Origin of the sequence: Planktothrix sp. FACHB-1355 (assembly GCF_014748295.1) — a bacterium.
GTDB classification, from domain to species: domain Bacteria; phylum Cyanobacteriota; class Cyanobacteriia; order Cyanobacteriales; family Aerosakkonemataceae; genus Aerosakkonema; species Aerosakkonema funiforme_A.
In genome coordinates this window covers 1-16483 of record NZ_JACJUP010000030.1, presented here as the reverse complement: position 1 = coordinate 16483, position 16483 = coordinate 1, and the positions used below count along the sequence as shown (strand labels likewise).

Annotated in this window: 17 protein-coding genes; 6 read left to right on the top strand and 11 right to left on the bottom strand. The window is 45.5% G+C overall.

Annotation, left to right across the window (positions count from 1 at the left end; all coding sequences use genetic code 11):
- Positions 1-20: 20 nt before the first annotated feature.
- From H6S82_RS03315 to H6S82_RS03295, 5 genes are all read right to left on the bottom strand, one after another.
- Positions 21-1283, bottom strand: a complete 1263-nt coding sequence (locus H6S82_RS03315) for an MFS transporter (RefSeq protein WP_190464013.1) — start codon at positions 1281-1283, stop codon at positions 21-23.
- Positions 1280-1513: a hypothetical protein gene (locus H6S82_RS03310; RefSeq protein ID WP_190464014.1), complete on the bottom strand. Its 234-nt coding sequence runs from the start codon at positions 1511-1513 to the stop codon at positions 1280-1282. The genes H6S82_RS03315 and H6S82_RS03310 overlap by 4 nt, the downstream gene beginning before the upstream one ends.
- A 163-nt stretch (positions 1514-1676) precedes the next feature.
- Positions 1677-3407 (bottom strand): HlyD family efflux transporter periplasmic adaptor subunit, encoded by a 1731-nt coding sequence (locus H6S82_RS03305; protein ID WP_190464015.1) that lies wholly within the window; start codon positions 3405-3407, stop codon positions 1677-1679.
- A gap of 157 nt (positions 3408-3564) precedes the next feature.
- Positions 3565-4032: a MarR family transcriptional regulator gene (locus H6S82_RS03300; protein WP_190464016.1), complete on the bottom strand. Its 468-nt coding sequence runs from the start codon at positions 4030-4032 to the stop codon at positions 3565-3567.
- A 55-nt stretch (positions 4033-4087) separates the two neighbouring features.
- Positions 4088-5302 carry an RNA-guided endonuclease TnpB family protein gene (locus H6S82_RS03295; RefSeq protein ID WP_190464017.1) on the bottom strand — a complete coding sequence of 405 codons (1215 nt, stop codon included), beginning with the start codon at positions 5300-5302 and terminating at the stop codon, positions 4088-4090.
- Positions 5303-5604: 302 nt separating this feature from the next.
- Between H6S82_RS03295 and H6S82_RS33245 the strand changes: the two genes are divergently transcribed.
- Together H6S82_RS33245 and H6S82_RS03275 are read left to right on the top strand one after the other, a co-directional pair.
- Positions 5605-11046 (top strand): PAS domain S-box protein, encoded by a 5442-nt coding sequence (locus tag H6S82_RS33245; protein ID WP_242056797.1) that lies wholly within the window; start codon positions 5605-5607, stop codon positions 11044-11046.
- A 73-nt stretch (positions 11047-11119) separates the two neighbouring features.
- Complete coding sequence (locus H6S82_RS03275) at positions 11120-11641, top strand: hypothetical protein (protein ID WP_190464018.1); 522 nt, start codon at positions 11120-11122, stop codon at positions 11639-11641.
- A 6-nt stretch (positions 11642-11647) separates the two neighbouring features.
- Here the strand turns inward: H6S82_RS03275 and H6S82_RS03270 are convergent, their stop codons facing one another.
- The 5 genes from H6S82_RS03270 to H6S82_RS03250 all read right to left on the bottom strand — a co-directional run bounded on the left by H6S82_RS03270 (position 11648) and on the right by H6S82_RS03250 (position 14357).
- A complete protein-coding gene (locus H6S82_RS03270) occupies positions 11648-12484 on the bottom strand; it encodes a M28 family peptidase (RefSeq protein WP_190464019.1) in 837 nt (278 codons plus the stop codon).
- Positions 12485-12499: 15 nt separating this feature from the next.
- Entirely contained in the window at positions 12500-12904 is a 405-nt protein-coding gene (locus H6S82_RS03265) for a type II toxin-antitoxin system VapC family toxin (protein ID WP_190464020.1), read from the bottom strand.
- A gap of 5 nt (positions 12905-12909) precedes the next feature.
- Positions 12910-13146: an antitoxin family protein gene (locus H6S82_RS03260; protein WP_190464021.1), complete on the bottom strand. Its 237-nt coding sequence runs from the start codon at positions 13144-13146 to the stop codon at positions 12910-12912.
- A 77-nt stretch (positions 13147-13223) separates the two neighbouring features.
- Positions 13224-13463 (bottom strand): DUF4351 domain-containing protein, encoded by a 240-nt coding sequence (locus H6S82_RS03255; protein ID WP_190464022.1) that lies wholly within the window; start codon positions 13461-13463, stop codon positions 13224-13226.
- Between the two features lie 72 nt (positions 13464-13535).
- Complete coding sequence (locus H6S82_RS03250; RefSeq protein WP_190464023.1) at positions 13536-14357, bottom strand: DUF4351 domain-containing protein; 822 nt, start codon at positions 14355-14357, stop codon at positions 13536-13538.
- A 63-nt stretch (positions 14358-14420) separates the two neighbouring features.
- Here H6S82_RS03250 and H6S82_RS03245 point away from each other — a divergent pair, with 63 nt between their 5' ends.
- On the top strand, positions 14421-14630 hold the full coding sequence (locus H6S82_RS03245; protein ID WP_190464024.1) for a hypothetical protein: 210 nt from the start codon (positions 14421-14423) through the stop codon (positions 14628-14630).
- Positions 14631-14880: 250 nt separating this feature from the next.
- On the opposite strand, the gene H6S82_RS03240 is transcribed toward H6S82_RS03245, so the two are convergent.
- Positions 14881-15114: a hypothetical protein gene (locus tag H6S82_RS03240; RefSeq protein ID WP_190464025.1), complete on the bottom strand. Its 234-nt coding sequence runs from the start codon at positions 15112-15114 to the stop codon at positions 14881-14883.
- Between the two features lie 199 nt (positions 15115-15313).
- Between H6S82_RS03240 and H6S82_RS03235 the strand changes: the two genes are divergently transcribed.
- From H6S82_RS03235 to H6S82_RS03225, 3 genes are all read left to right on the top strand, one after another.
- Positions 15314-15736: a hypothetical protein gene (locus H6S82_RS03235; protein WP_190464026.1), complete on the top strand. Its 423-nt coding sequence runs from the start codon at positions 15314-15316 to the stop codon at positions 15734-15736.
- Between the two features lie 69 nt (positions 15737-15805).
- Positions 15806-16186 carry a DUF4384 domain-containing protein gene (locus H6S82_RS03230; protein WP_190464027.1) on the top strand — a complete coding sequence of 127 codons (381 nt, stop codon included), beginning with the start codon at positions 15806-15808 and terminating at the stop codon, positions 16184-16186.
- A 20-nt stretch (positions 16187-16206) separates the two neighbouring features.
- Positions 16207-16483, top strand: a 277-nt coding sequence (locus tag H6S82_RS03225; RefSeq protein ID WP_191056016.1) for a tetratricopeptide repeat protein, incomplete at its 3' end; no start/stop codon positions are given.

The following is a 16483-nucleotide window of genomic DNA, read 5'->3' as shown; positions in this document are numbered from 1 at the left end:
AAATTAAAAAATCTCTCTACCTAACGGAGGATGCCAATTTTTGCATAAAGCGGGTGAATAAACTCTTTTAAAGATGGAAGCTGTTTAACAAAAACGAGCGCACCCAAAATACAAAAGATGCCAGAAATTACTAACGTATAGCTAGCACCAATCTTTTCAGCTAATGTACCAGCGCATAAATTGCCAAGCGGTATCGTACTAAAAGCCATGATGTAAAGACTCATCACTCTGCCGCGTTTATCATCGTCAACAATGGTTTGTAACAATGTATTGCAGCTGGTAAATAGAAGCACCGAGCCAAAACCAATTACAAACATCATTAATAAAGAAACCCAGGGTGTACGGGAAATGCCAAAAGCAATCAGACCTATTCCCCAAATTAGCGACGATAAGACAATCAATTTGTCGATTCCAGCTATGCTTTGACGCGCACTCAGATAAATAGCTGCCACGAAAGCACCCACTCCTGAAGCCGCCATCAAAAACCCTAATGTATCGGCACTGCCATGCAGAATTTTGGTAGCAAAAACAGGCACAAGAACCATATACGAAGTTCCCATGAAACTGACTAAAGCAAGCAGCATTAGTATAGCCCGAATGGGTGGAAAGTTAAATGAATAAACAAATCCTTCTTTTAATCTTTCCCAATGATTTGGATTGATAAATGCTATTTCCCTGGGCTTAATATTCATAGCTAACAGGGAGGCAATCACGGCAATAAAGCTGAGTCCGTCAATCAGAAAACATACACCAGCACCAACAGCGGCAATTAGCAAACCTGCTATACCTGGGCCAAGTAACCTAGCGCTGTTAAATAGGGAAGAATTGAGAGCGATCGCATTTCCCAAGTCTTCCCTATTTTCCACCATTTCTACCACAAAAGCCTGACGAATTGGCATTTCAAAAGCATTAATCGTACCTTGACTAATGCTCAAAACAATCATATGCCAAATCTGAATTTTCCCCGTTAGCGCCAGAAATGCCAGCGTTAAAGACTGCATCATCAGCAAAATTTGCGTAATCACCAACAATCTGTGCCGATTCCACCGATCTCCAAAAATCCCCCCAAAAGGAGCCAGGATAAAGTTAGGAATTTGACTGGCAAATCCCGTTACTCCCAGAAGAAGGGCAGAATTTGTCAACTGATAAACTACCCAGATCGTGGCAACTTGTGTAATCCAAGTACCAATCAGAGAAATGCCTTGCCCTAAGAAAAAAAGCCGAAAATTTCTCGATTTTAAGGCACGCAGAATCTGCCCGAATCTGTTTTTATCAATTTTCATTTACTGCTACCATATTTGATTTCTCCAAGATATTTCCTCACTACGAACGAATCATCCTGCTCGTGGGTGATTTTCAAATTCTCAGCTGCTTTTAACGCAGATATAAAATCTGGGTAGGGGCCAGACCAAAAAATCGCTTTAACCAGCACATCCCCGCCAGCGAGCGAACCGTACACTATATAATAAACGGCAAAAAGATCTTGGCTATTGCTATCGGTTCTTTTTAACACGGTCGTTACTCCCCTTGGCGAAATTATCAGGAAATCCAACCATTATTAAAGCCGATCTATCAGACATAGTTTGTTGTTAACATATCCAAAATTATTAGTTTTTTATCTATCTCTGCTATGTCTGGGATAAGCTTACACCGTTTTTCTTCTCGTCTGGCGACAGCTAGTTTTCTCCCTTTGCCTTGACTGCGACGCTGACTACAGCTGACATCCCAGGAGCGATGCGCGATTCATATCCTTTGATACTGTCAGCATCGAAAACAACTTTAACTGGAATGCGCTGCACAACTTTGGTGAAGTTGCCGGTGGCGTTATCCGGCGGTAATAAGGCAAATTGAGAACCGGAAGCGGGGGAGAAACTATCAACCCGACCTTTAAATGTCTGATGAGGAAAGGCATCGAGTTTGATTTCTACTTCTTCTCCCGGTTTCATCCTCTCCAATTGAGTTTCTTTGAAGTTGGCAACTACCCAATATTCGTCACTGACAATTGCCATCAAAGGAGTTCCCGCTTGCACTCTTTGTCCGACTTCTACAGATTTGCGACCGATCCTTCCCGCAGCAGGGGCGGCGATTTCGGTGTAAGATAATTGCAACTGCGCGTCTTTGAGAGCAGCTTGCGATTGTGCGATCGCAGCTTGTGCAGCTTCGTACTGACTGCGGTTCACTTCAGTTTGTTGATTGCTGGCTGTCGCCTGTTGCAATCCTCCCTTGGATGCGGCGAGTTTGGCTTGGGTGCTGGCTACACCTTCTTTAGCTTGGGCAACTTTGGCTTGCGCTCTAGTTACCCCTTCTTTCGCTTCAGCCACTTGCGCTTGGGCTCTCACTACGTTTTCTCTCGCTTGCGCCACTTGCGCTTGGGCTGTCGCTATGCCTTGTTGCGCTTGCGCCACTTGCGCTTGGGCTCTACCTACACCTTCGGTGGCTTGCGCTACTCGTGCCTGGGCTTGTTGAATTCCTTGTTGGGCGGCGGTTTTTTGGGCTTGCGCTACATCGTAAGCTGCTTTAGCAGTCTCCAGTTGCTGACGGGCGATCGCACCAGAAGCATACAAACTGTTATACCTGTTATAGTCGGTTTCCGCCCTTTCCAAAGTAGCCTGAGCTTGCGCTAACTGAGCCTGCGCCGCCGCTACACCAGCTTCGGCTTCTTTAACCGCTGCTTGCGCTTGGGGCACTCCCGCTTGCGCTGCGGCAAGTACGGCTTGGGCTTGCTGCACGCCAGCTTCAGCTGCGGCTTGTGCGGCTTGTGCCTGCGGTACTCCCGCTTGGGCTTGCTTGACTGCCGCTTCAGCAGCCGGAACTCCCGACTCCGCTTCTTTCACTGCTGCTTGTGCGGTAGAAATGGCGGCTACAGCCGCGCCCACATCTCCTTGGGCTGTGGCTGTTTTGGCTTGGGCAGTTTGTGCCGCTAGGGCGATGTTAGCTTGTGCCGCAGCAGCTTGACGCCTCGCCGCTTCTAGCGCTGCTTCGCTGTTTTGCACTTTGACTTGAAAGTCGCCTGGATCGAGCTTTATTAATGGCTGACCTTTTTGCACTAGCTGGTTATCGTCTGCCAGCACTTGTGCTACTGTACCGTTAACTCTACTGCTGACATTGAGAATGTGTCCGGCAACTGTAGCGTTGTCTGTTTCTTCGTGAGTGGAAGCATATTGCCAGTAATGATAGCCAAAGTTACCAGCTGTAGCGATCGCACCTATTCCCAAAGCCGCCAAAATTAGCTGCTTTACTTTCTTGCGCGGAGCTTTTTGAGGCGCTGTTAAATCCTCTTTCTCTTTCTCAATCTCCGGCTCTATCACCGGCAGGGTTTGCTGTTTGTCCGCAGTCAGCAACTCGCTTTCTACATCCGCAACTGCGGGTTTTTGTCCGTTTATTACTGCTGTGTTTGAGCGTTTCACAGTTGTTGTTTCTCTGTTAGTTAGGGTTTTATTTAGCGTTCGTAGTTTTCGCTTGTTTTAGCGAATTACTAATTTATTTCGTATACGTAGTATCTTAGAAAATTTCCACAATAAAGGTGTCACTCCCAGGAGGTAATTAGCCTCTATCCCAAGGAACCTATGAAAGATTTGCGATCGCCACATCCACCAGTTCGGAAAGCCGTTCCCTTTCTGCCTCTGAAATGCCTTGCATCGCTTCTTCGCGGATTTCTACGGCAATAGGAGGCAGTACGTGCTTCAGTTCCTTGCCAGCTTCAGTCAACCAAATCCGCCAAATGCGGCGATCGCGGCTATCCCTTTCCCGGCGAATCAGTCCCCGTTCCTCCATCCGGTCTAGCACCCCCGTCAAAGTACCTCCCACCTGTTGCAGCTTTTCCCCTATGCTGGAGGTAGCTAAGCCATCTTCTTGCCACAAACAGCACAGTACAACCCAGTGGAAAGGAGTCAGGCCGTAAGGTTCCAGTCGGTCTTGAAATTTGCGAGATAACATCTGGGACAGCAGCTTAATCCGATAGCCCAAACCCTGCGGTGCTAAAACTTCCTGCCAGCCCTTCGCCAATTTCCGCTCCACAGATGGAGAAATCATTGTGGCTCCTATCTATTTATTTCGCACTCTTACTATTAGTTTGACACTCCTCAGCCTAAAGGCATGAGGATTCTTGCTTCATAGGGATTCCAGCGAATTTACCCTCAGCAAGCATCTTGACCGTATACCCTACGGCTGCAAGCCCTCTTATGAGAACTACCTGCGCGGCGGCCACATCTCTATCCGTGGTATAGCCGCAATCTGAACAAACATGAGTACGTTCTGACAACTCTTTTTTACCTGTCTCAACATGACAACTAGGGCAAATCTGGCTGGTTTTGCGACTATCTACTTTTTGGAAATAGACACCATGCTTAAAACAAGTTTGCTCTAGGATACTGAAGAATTGACCAAATCCAGCATCTAAGCAATGCTTACCCAACATCCCACGCGATAACCCTACTAGGTTTAAATCTTCAACAAACAGCATTCCGATATCGTTGCAGATTTGGTGGGATAATTTTCGGTGCCAGTCCTTACGGCAGTTGGCAACGTACTCATGTAACTTGGCTACCTTCTTCTGGGCTTTATGCCAATTGTTTGAACCTAAATGTTTTCTCTCGACACGCTGTTGCAGCAATTTAAGCTTGCGTTCGGCATCTGTAAAAAACTTTGGGCGATTGACGATTAGACCATTAGAAGTAGCAACAAAGCTTTTTAAGCCTACATCAATTCCTACCGCTTCCCCATGTGGCATTGGTGATGGCACAGATACATCCCATTGAACAGTTAGCATCACGTACCATCCAGACGCACGTTTAACTACACGAGCTTGCTTGATTACGCCGCTATCTGGAATTGAGCGTGATTGATGTAGTTTTACTGCACCAATCACGGGTAATTTCACGTATCTATTGCTGAGTGGATTTGTTCCTAATTGCGGGAAACAGAAAGAACGCATTCGCCCAGGTTTTTTAAATCTGGGGAACCCATGATTTTGCTCCCACATACTGACAAAAGCTTTTTCAAGTCTTCTTAATGTCTGCTGTAAAGATTGAGCGTTAACACGTTTTAGGTATTCGTTTTCTTTACGTGCAGCAGTCAAAGACTTGCATTGACTGGCAAACGTTGGGCGTGGGGCATCGGCAGAAATGATGTATTCAGATCGAAGTGAGCAAGCGTTAACCCGACAACTACGAGACTGGTACCAATCTTTGCGTTCTGCTAAGGCATAGTTATAAACCCGTCTATGGATTTCTAGCCATTCCTCAAATGTTGCAATTTGGGACTGTGTTGGTTTTAATTTGAACTCGTAAGTCAGGTTAAACATTTAATGACCTCCTGACTTATTTTAGCATATCTACTAATCGGTGTCGCGGTTTGTAGGATAAAGTCGCCCTAAAAGGGCAAGGCTCTAACCCCATAATTTTCGGTAGCAAAGCGCTTTTGGAAAACTATCTGAGCGCTCGGCAACAAAGCCGATCTTATCGCTCGAAATCGCCGTAACACCCCAACTATACCGTTAGATTAGTTAAGGAGTGTCAAAAGATTGACCGATACTATTTCAAAGCATCCTGCCAACCTTTGGCTTCGACTGGTTTCCTGAAAACTCTGTGGATTGGGTATTAAGTTATGTCAACTCACCGGACTGTTCTTGTAATTGCCGATTCTGATGAGAGCGATCGCAATTATTGGTATCAATTACAGCAAGACGGGAGTTTTGCATACAGAATTCTCACTCAGCGATACGATCCCCAACTTCTGGCACTGTCGCAAGCACAGCAGATTGACGGCATCCTTCTAGAACTCGACTCTCCGCACTGCCGCAACTTCGATGTTCTTCGGCAACTGAAGCAACAGATGGGTAGGCACTGTCCCCCAATTGTGGTGATTGACAGTAATGATGTAGAGGTAGCGGTGCGAGCATTCAAAAACGGGGCAGCGGATTATCTGGTCAAAGACCGGATGACTCCAGACGACCTGCGCTTAGCGATGCGAAGTGCGATCGAAAATGCCGAATTGCGACGGGAACTGCAATACAGTCAGGAGCAGTTCCAAACATCGGTTGAGAATATGCTGGATTGCTTTGGCATCTTCTCATCCATCCGTAATGAGTTCGGGCAGATTGTAGACTTTCGCATCGATTATCTCAACAGGGCAGCCTGCGAAAATAACCAGATGCCCAAAGAAATGCAAATCGGTCGAGGTTTATGTGAGGTGCTGCCAGCTCATCGCGAAACGGGGTTATTTGACGAGTATTGTCGGGTAGTGGAAACAGGAGAACCGTTAATCAAAGATTCCCTCATCTACGATGACACTTATGGCGATCGTCGGCTGAAGAGGGCATTTGATATTCGGGCTACCAAGTTAAATGATGGCTTTGTCGCCTCCTGGCGGGATGTCACCGATCGCAAGCGTTTAGAGTTAGATTTGAGCCAAACATTAACAGACCTGCAACAGCAACAGCAACAACTCCAACGACTAATCGACACCGCTCCCATTGGTATAGCCATTGGCTCGGTCAACGGTGAAATGATGACCGCGAACGATACCATGCTGCACCTGCACGGCTACACGCGGGAAGAGTTTGAGCAACAAGGCATGAACTGGTACAACTTTATCCCGGCAGAGTTGACTGAACGGGCTGTGCAAAACCTGGCACAATTGCGGCAACATGGCTTTTTCCCACCGCAGGAGATGGAACTGCTGCATCGAGATGGAGCGCGAGTTCCCATTTTGCTGAGTGCGATGCAGTGGATGGATAGCACCGATGAGCATATGGTGTTTGCCGTGGATTTAACCCCGCAAAAACAAGCTGAAGCAGCCATTCAACAATTAAACCGAGATTTGACAAATCGGGTTACCGAACTGCAAACTCTTTTAGATATTATTCCTGTGGGCATTGCGATCGCCACCGATCCCAGCTGCACTCAAATGCAGAATAACGCCTACCTCCGACAATTGCTAGGCGTTCGTCCCGGCAACAACATCTCCAAAAGTGCGCCAGTCGATGAACAACCTCCCTATCGAGTCTTCCAGAACAGACAAGAAATACCCACCGAAAACTTGCCGATGCAAGTTGCTGCCAGACTGGACGTAGACGTGCGAGATGCAGAATTTGACATTTTGTGGCCGGATGGCACGGTGCATCAGATATTATCCTATGCAACTCCCCTGCGCGGCGACTGCGATCGCATTAGAGGAGCGATCGGCGTTTTTTTAGATATGACAGAACGCAACCAAGCCGCCGCCACGATCGAAGCCAGTCAACACCGATATCGAGAATTGGCAGAAGCGATGCCTCAAATGGTTTGGACAGCCGATGCAACGGGGGCAGTCAATTACTGGAATCAACGCTGGTATGAGTATACAGGTTTGAGTGAAGCCGAGTCGATGGGTTTAGCGAGGGTAAGTGCGGTTCATCCCGACGATCGCGATCGCACTTTAGCTCAATGGAGCCAATCGATCGCCAATGGGGAGACATTTGAGATTGAATACCGGATTCGCCGTTGGGATGGCGAGTACCACTGGTTCATCTGTCGAGCCATACCGACAAGAAACTATCACAATCAAATTACAGGCTGGATCGGCACAATTACCAATATAGACGACATCAAACGCAGTGAAGCCTTGGTTCAACAGAGCCAGCAACAACTTCAACGACAACTGGCAGAAATTGAAGCTATTTATCAGTCTGCCCCGATTGGCTTAAATGTCCTGGATACCGACCTCCGCTTTTTGCGGATCAATCAGCGATTGGCAGAAATTAATGGGTTGTCTGTAGAAGCTCATATTGGCCGTACTGTGCGGGAACTGTTCCCCGATCTGGCGGATACTGTCGAACAGCTTCTGCGTCCGATTTTGGAAACCGGAGAAGCGCTATTAAATGTAGAAATTCATGGAGAAACACCAGCAAAACCGGGAGTGAAACGCACCTGGTTGGAACAATTTTTACCCTTAAAAGATGGCGATCGCGTAATTGGCATCAGTACGGTTTGTGAAGAGATTACCGAGCGAATTCAAGTAGAAGCTGCCCTACGTCAAAGTGAAGAACGATTCCGCAACATGGCAGATAACGCACCTGTGATGGTTTGGGTGACAGATGCTACAGGATATTGCACTTACCTCAGCAAAACCTGGTACGAGTTCACGGGGCAAACCGAAGCTACGGGACTGGGGCTGGGGTGGTTAAAAGCAGTGCATCCAGACGATCGCGAATTTTCTAAAGACATCTTCTTAAAAGCAAATGAGCGTTACGAAGCCTTTCGGCTGGAATATCGTTTGCGTCGTCAGGATGGTGAATATCGGTGGTCGATCGATGCAGCAAGCCCTTGGTTTGGAGAAGATGGGGAATTTAAAGGATACATCGGTTCAGTCATTGATATTCACGATCGCAAACAAGCTGAGGAGCGCTATCGCACTTTATTTGAATCGATGAATGAAGGCTTTTGTGTCATAGAAATGCTGTTTGACGAACACAACAAGCCTTTCGATTATCGCTTCCTCGAAATAAATCCGTTATTTGAGCAACAAACAGGACTCAAACAAGCAGAAGGTAAAACAGCACGTCAGCTACTTCCAGATCTGGAACCTCATTGGTTTGAGATTTACGGTAAAGTCGCACTGACAGGCGAACCCGTCCGCTTTGAAAATGGCTCTGAAGTGATGAATCGATGGTTTGATGTTTCCGCTTTCCGCACTGGAGAACCAGAAAGCCGAAAAGTCGCTATCCTGTTCAAAGATATTAGCGATCGCAAACAAGTAGAAGCTCAACGGCAACGTAGCGAAGCGATTCTTCAAGCATTTATCGCCGCATCCCCAATTACCCTAGCGCTGTTCGATCGAGAACTGCGATTTCTTTATGCCAACGAAGCCCTCGCTAAAATCAATCAACTTCCTTTAAGCGAGCATTTGGGACGAACCTTGTGGGAAGTCGTACCGCAAATGGCACCTCAATTTGCGCCTTTGCTGCTCCAGATTATGGAAACTCAACAACCCGTCCTCAATGTGGAGTTTAGTGGCGAAGTTCGACCGGGTGTTTTTAGAAGTACTATTGCCAATCATTATCCTGTTTGTTTGCCTAATGGGGAAGCGATCGGGGTTGGGGTAGCTGTGATGGATGTTACCGAACTCACTTTGGCACAACAGGAACTTCGGGAGAGCGAAGCACGCTTCCGTACTTTAGCAGATAATATTTCCCAATTTGCTTGGATGGCAGATGAGAATGGGTGGATTTTTTGGTACAACCAGCGCTGGTTTGATTATACAGGTACAACCTTAGAAGAAATGCAAGGTTGGGGCTGGCAGCAAGTGCATCACCCAGACCATCTAGAGCGGGTGGTCAAAAAGTTTCGTCACTGTATGGAAACGGGGGAAACTTGGGAGGATACCTTTCCCTTGCGGGGGAAAGACGGACAATATCGTTGGTTTCTCTCCCGCGCTATTCCAGTTCGGGACGAACGGGGTAAAGTATTGCGGTGGTTTGGCACTAATACTGATATTACCGATCGCCAACAAGCAGAGGAAGCATTGCGTCAAAGTGAGGAACGCTATCGCTGTTTGGCAGAATCGATCCCCCAATTAGTTTGGACAGCTAATCGGGAAGGAGCTTTACTGGATGTCAATCAACGCTGGACTGAGTTCACGGGGGTAACCCTCGAACAAGTCCGCATCACTGGTTGGGAAGCGGTTGTCCATCCCGAAGATCTACCGATTTTGAGTCAACGCTGGAATGAGGCGGTGCAACAGAAAACTGCCTATCAAGCTGAAGGTCGAATGCGGCGAGCAGATGGCATCTATCGCTGGCATTTGCATCAGGCAATTCCCCAAAAAAATGAGCGAGGTGAAATTGTCAAATGGTTTGGCACTGCAACTGATATCGAAGCGCAAAAACAACTGGAAATCGAACGCCATCGGCTATTGGAGCAAGAGCAAGCCGCACGGTCAGCAGCAGAACGCGCTAACCGAATCAAAGATGAATTTCTGGCTGTTCTTTCCCACGAGTTGCGATCGCCCCTTAACCCCATTCTGGGTTGGACAAAATTATTGCAAACTCGTAAGTTAGATGAAACTAAAACTGCTCAAGCCCTCGCCACTATTGAGCGGAATGCCAGATTGCAAACACAATTGATTGATGACCTGCTCGATGTTGCTAAAATTCTGCGGGGCAAGCTGAGCTTGAATGTGACATCTGTGAATTTATCGTTTGCGATCGAATCTGCGATCGAGACGGTTAGAACGGCAGCTATAGCTAAATCTATCTCACTCAATATCGTATTACCGAACATTGGGCAAGTTTCTGCTGATGCAGCCCGATTGCAGCAAATTGTCTGGAATTTACTGTCCAATGCGATTAAGTTCACTGGGAATCACGGGCAAGTCAATATCACGCTGGAACAAGTTGGCAATCTAGCAGAAATTACGGTGAAGGACACGGGTAAAGGTATTAACCCAGAGTTTCTCCCTTACATTTTTGAATCGTTCCGTCAGGAAGATGCCTCCATCACTCGCAAGTATGGGGGATTGGGGCTGGGGTTGGCGATCGTTCGTCAATTGGTCGAGGCCCACGGCGGTACGATCGCCGCTGATAGTCCGGGTGAAGGGATGGGAGCCACTTTTACTGTCCAATTGCCATTACTGAATGTTGAGCCGGAAATCAAACATACAAATGAATTGCCACCGCAAGAACTCGATATGACGGGAATTAGAATCCTCGCCGTGGATGATGACCCTGATGCGCGTGAGTTATTAACTGTATTGTTGACCCAATACGGAGCGGAAGTTGTGACGGTTGCATCTGCGGCGCAAGCGCTGGCAACTTTGGAATCCTTCCCACCCGATGTGTTAGTCAGCGATATCGGAATGCCCCAAGTTGATGGCTATACCCTGATCCAAAAAATTCGTGCTTTACCACCCGAAAAAGGTGGACAGGTTCCGGCGATCGCTTTGACTGCTTATGCTAGAGAAGACGATCGTCAGCGAGCCTTAGATACTGGCTATCAACGGCACGTTACCAAGCCTCTTGAGCCAGAACAGTTAGTTCGATCTGCGATCGCACTCGCAAGGACTAAATAACCCATATTCTGCGAAATTAAGCACAGTAACGATCGCTTGACAATCGTTACCAATCCCCAATACCAAGTGCCCCATGCCCAAAAAAACCACGATTTCCACATTCAGTACAGGAGAGAAACTTGCTTTATTGGCAACTAGCGCGATCGCCACTACTGCTTTTTTGGTTGCGATCGGTTTAACATCTCCTGCTAACGCACAGGAATGTATCCAAAATGGAGGACTTGCGGTTTGCTTAAATGATGGTTCGCTCCTCAATAATCGGCAACGGGAAGGTCGTTCGCGTTACGACAAAATCAATAAAATTTATCGCGAAGTGCTAGAAAGAGATGCGGATGAAATGGAATTGAGAACTTGGTACAGAGAATTAGAAAGACGCCGATCGTTAAGAGATATTCGCCACGATATCGCTAAAAGTCGGGAAGCTCAAGATGCGATTAATCGGATTTACATAGAAGTGCTGGGGCAAATTGCCGATCGCAAAAATCTGGAAATGTGGACAAAACATTTAGCTAGAGGAAGAACCATGCGGGAAGTGCGCCAAGAAATCGAACGCATCGCACAAGCTCAAAATACCCCAGGATATACCTGGCGCTGAGATCGATCACAGCCGCCCGATCGCGATTTCCAAACCGCGACAAACGCCGGCGAGAAAATCTAGGTTGAGGGTTTCGATGCGATCGCTCGCTTGATGATAATGGGGATTCCGCATAAAAGCCGTATCCGTAATCATCATCGCCCGATAACCGTTATCCCAAAAAGGTGCATGATCGCTGAGGCGAGTTTGGGGAACAATTGTACCTCTACTTGGCACTGGCAAAAACTCGCATTTCGTTCCACTTCCGCGAATATTTCCCCTCAGTTTTATTAAATCGGTCAGCGCGGTTAAGTTACCAATTAAAGCGATAAAATTACCGCGATCCGGATAGAAGCGTTCCAACCCAGCCGGGTAACGTTGGGAATTAGGAGAATCATCGCAATAACCCAACATTTCTAATGATATCATTAAACGCAATCGCTGTCCTTGTTGCTTCAATAAATCCGCATATGCTTGGCTACCTAACAAACCATATTCTTCCATATCAAAAGCCACAATTCGCACGGGATATTTAATCGGTTTCGCTGCGAAAGCTTTAGCTAATTCCAGTAATACAGCAACGCCTGTACCGTTATCATCCGCCGCCGGACTTCCCGGTACTCCATCATAATGTGCGCCAATTAAAATAGGTGGATATTCCTTACTAGAGGAAGGTAAATTGAGGATAAGGTTGTGATGAATTTTGCCATTTACTGTGAATTCGTGAGTTTCCACATTTCCCCATTGTTGCAATTGTGCGCGGATATATTGTTGTACGTAAAGATGAGCGATCGGCGAGAGGTAAGGATCGCGATCGCGCACAATTTCCGCGAGATGATTTTGCAATCGTTGTTTAAGATCCAAATTTGTTTATCCTTGCTAATTTAGCCAGTTGAGTACCTGAAGATCGGGTATTCGCTGAAAGTGAGCTTGGTTGTTTGTTACTACTGCTACCCCTAGCACCAATGCCGAAGCTGCAATTAAAATATCTGCATCTCCGGTCGGCAAGCCACGTTTTTTCAAATCAGCGTATATATCTGCTGCTTTTATGACAATTTCATCTGTTAGGGGTAAAACGATATTTTTGGCGCAAAAATTATTGAATAGGCTTATCTGTTTAGTTGCACCTTTCGCTTTTAGTCCCCGCAGAATTTCATAGCGAGTGATAATTGAAAAAGTAAACCGACTCTGTTCGGCTAAATATTCTGTCGCTTTCGTTATGACGATTGGATTCTGTCGCATGATAGCTGAAAGGATATCGGTATCTAAAATAACTTGTGCCACAACTTTTATGGGGTATGTCCGGTAAAGAAATTACTGCGATCGCCTGCAATTTGTTCTATTTCATTTATCTCCTCTTCAGATAAACCTTCGTAGACTTGAGCCGCTAATTTAAGCATTTCTTCTGGATTTAGTTTTGATGAGGTTTCAATTATTAATTTGACGGATTCTCCATCAGGTATTTCCGGTTTAGTTAAAGGGCGAAAAACACCTTGTTCGTAGATTGCATCTAGAGTTTGGATCATGCTGCTTTTTGGAAGTGGATGGGTAATATGATTATTATACAGGAATCTAAACAATTAGAGCCAACCAATATGGGGTGCTAATGGAGAGGGCAAAAATTATGGACGATCCAGAAATAAGGATTATTAGTTGGTTGAGAGAAATCTAAAAGTGCTTCTCCCAACTCTTCTAATTGTGCGATCGATAAAGTTTGAATTCTCGCTTGAAGTTCGGGAGTAAGCGCACCAATTCGACGGTGGAGTAACCGCAAAACCATTGATATTGCTCCTCTTCGTCGTCCTTTTTCTAGAATATCTTGATAAATGACAGATTCATACATAAATTTTTCTCTCAATAGTTGGTTAGCCAGGAAAACAAATAAAGCCCTCTGCGGACTTTATTTGTTTTTTATTTATGCTTGATGAGACTCTAACCAAGCAGTTAAATCTGTTGGTTGAGTGAAATCTAAAAGTGCTTCTCCCAAGTCTTCTAATTGTGCGATCGATAAACTTTGAATTCTCGCTTGAAGTTCCGGAGTAAACGTACCAATTCGACGGGTAAGCTGGCGCATAATCACAGTTACTTCTCCTCGTCGTTGTCCTTGTTCCAAGATATCTTGATAGGTGACAGACTCAAGCATAATTTCCTCTCTGAATAGTTGGCTAATCAAATTTTTGTCAAATCGCAAACCTGCAAGGACATATATACAGGCTGCCACATTTTGCCGTTGCGGGGTTTCTTCAATATTAGCGACCTGTTGGGCTACTTGCGCGAGTAAAGCCTGGGGTGAGTCGCTTCGCGCTAATGTCGCCAGCGGTAAAAGTCCAGAATTGGCTAACAGTGGCGCGGGGTCTTCTTCCCACATTCGGATGACTCGATAGCGATGGCGGGTGTTACGGGCGGTAAACTCATTGGTATAGGCGATTTCGGAAGTAGTGGATTTGAGAAAAATGACTACTTGTTCTACGTCGCAACGGTATTTTCGATACAGTCTCAGCCAGTAATCAAGCATCCGTAATGGTAGTGGCGGATCTGATGCTGGTAAGGTTTGAAATTCCAAGTGCAGAATTAGATTTGGGGTTTGTAGTAAGGTGATAGAATCGGCGCGAATTGGTTCCAGGCTGAGTTCTGTTTTTAATACTTGAATGTTAGATGTTTCGGATGGGAGTAGCCATTGGATAAATTCGGCGGGGTATTCTTCGGCGAGGTATTTACAAAGGTTGTCGGTGTTCAATGGTGGATTGGGTATTGAATAGATTTGGTTTGATATTATTTTATATTATATTGGAGAAAGCTAATGGAGATTGCAAAATTTATGGATGATACAGAAATAATGATTAAAGGAATAGAGGCTTTGCAAAAGTCTCTTGGTTCTGCGGCTGCATTGCGATTTCTCACACTTTTGCATCGGGAACCTACGAATTATGTGGAAGTTTCGCGGCGGCTTTATGAAGGGCAAACGATAGATGAGATATTTGCTAGGGCAAAGCAGAATTGGCAGGGGTAAATTAAGGTGGATTTGTTTATATAGATTTTGCATGAGTCGCATCAACCGCCTGCGATTCAAATCGCAGGCTAATAGCGAAAGTCCTCTGAAGAGGACTATGTTATAAAAGAATATTTTGGTTAGAGAAAACAATTGCTTTTGCTTTTTCTTCAGTCGTCTTTAGACGACTTTAGCTATTAGCCTGGGAATTGATTCCCAGGCGGGCTGTGTTCACCAACGAGTGATGTATTCCCAGGCGTTTTCCACAGCTTTAATTACTTTTTCTCTTCTCTTCATCAAGAATACCAGCACGACGAACTTTGATAATCAAGCTAGTACCTTCAGTCAGCATCCAAAGCACAGCATCCAGCGGAGGATATCCTTGGTAAACCCGGTAATTTCCTTCAACACTAATCAATAAAGCTTGCAAAATAAATAAAGCAGCAAGCGATTTTAATTCAATTTGTTGACGAGTATTTTTAACCGCTAATTTTGCTTTTTTCATATTGTCTACCTCGATAATTGCCTTCTGTATACCAAGTTAGACAGAGTTTATTTAATTGAGAATCGAAATAAGTAGAGCGAAGTATATCTTACGAGAAAGTAGATTTAAGTAGAACAATGTAGGATTTTGTAATTTATTACTTGCCATCGTCTTGGCACTTAAAATAGAATAGCTTTAAAGTTTCAGGCAATTAGAATTTATGAATCTGCCAAAATATGAAGATCAGGAAGCAGTATTTCTAGAAGCAATGGCAACCCGCTTTTGTTTTAGCGGCAAGAACCGAATTATATTTGTAGAACGCTTCCGGGAAAAGAATGCTGATTCAAACAATAAAAGTATTGCAGAATATTATCAAGTAGAGTTACTAGAAGGAACAAAGAATGGCATTGCTGAGACGATTTTTACCCAGCAGTTGAGTGCAATTTGCGACAAACTGGCAGAGGATGGATGTGATTTTAATGGTGCTACTAAAGGCAGGTGGAAAATTGCCAAACGCTGGCTGCGCGAGGTAATATTTCCCCAATGGGCGAAAGAGCAAGGTTTAGTAACTCCTCCACCATTTACTATTGACCAAATTTGGCAACAACTGAAAGCAAAGGCGAATGATTCTAACCTATTATAGGTGGTGCTAGCTGAAGAATTGCGTGAAGTGCCTGTCTTGGGGGCTAGGCGTAACAAGTCCCGAAAATCTGTGCCTGTGAATAGCGATATTAAATATGAGGTGAAAGTTGAACGCGAAGGATACTTAATATTATTGGAGAGGGAACCATCGGGGGCGGTTTGTTGTTTATGTCCTTCGGAATATGCGCCTAATTCTCGTTGCGCTACTGGGGTAATGGTTTTGCCGCAATGCCCCCCATCAGAGTATGCAACTTTTGGATCGGATGAGGTGGGAAGAGAGCAAATTTTAGCTTTGATTACGCAGGAATTGCCGCCTCTAGATTGGTTGGATAAAAGTAAAGATGAGGCTTTGGAATTGGAGCGAGAGGATTTGTATGGACTGCTGGAATATGTGGAAAAATATCCGGATTCTCAGGTGTTGTACACGGAATATACCGTAACACAATCATAACGCCATTGTAGGGGCGAAACATGATGGAATCTTGGGAACAGCTAAATCAACAGGTGATTACACTTTATCAGCAAGGTCAGTTCTATGAGGCAGCAGTAATTGCCGAACAAGTTTTAGATTTAGCATTTTCCCTTTATCAAGGTGATCATCCCGATGTAGCATTCAGTTTAAACAATTTGGCAGTACTTTACAAATCCCAAGGCAGATACAGTGAAGCGGAACCCCTGTACCAACAAGCACTGGCGATGAGACAGCGCCTATTTAAGGGCGATCATCCCGATGTGGCACAAAGTTTAA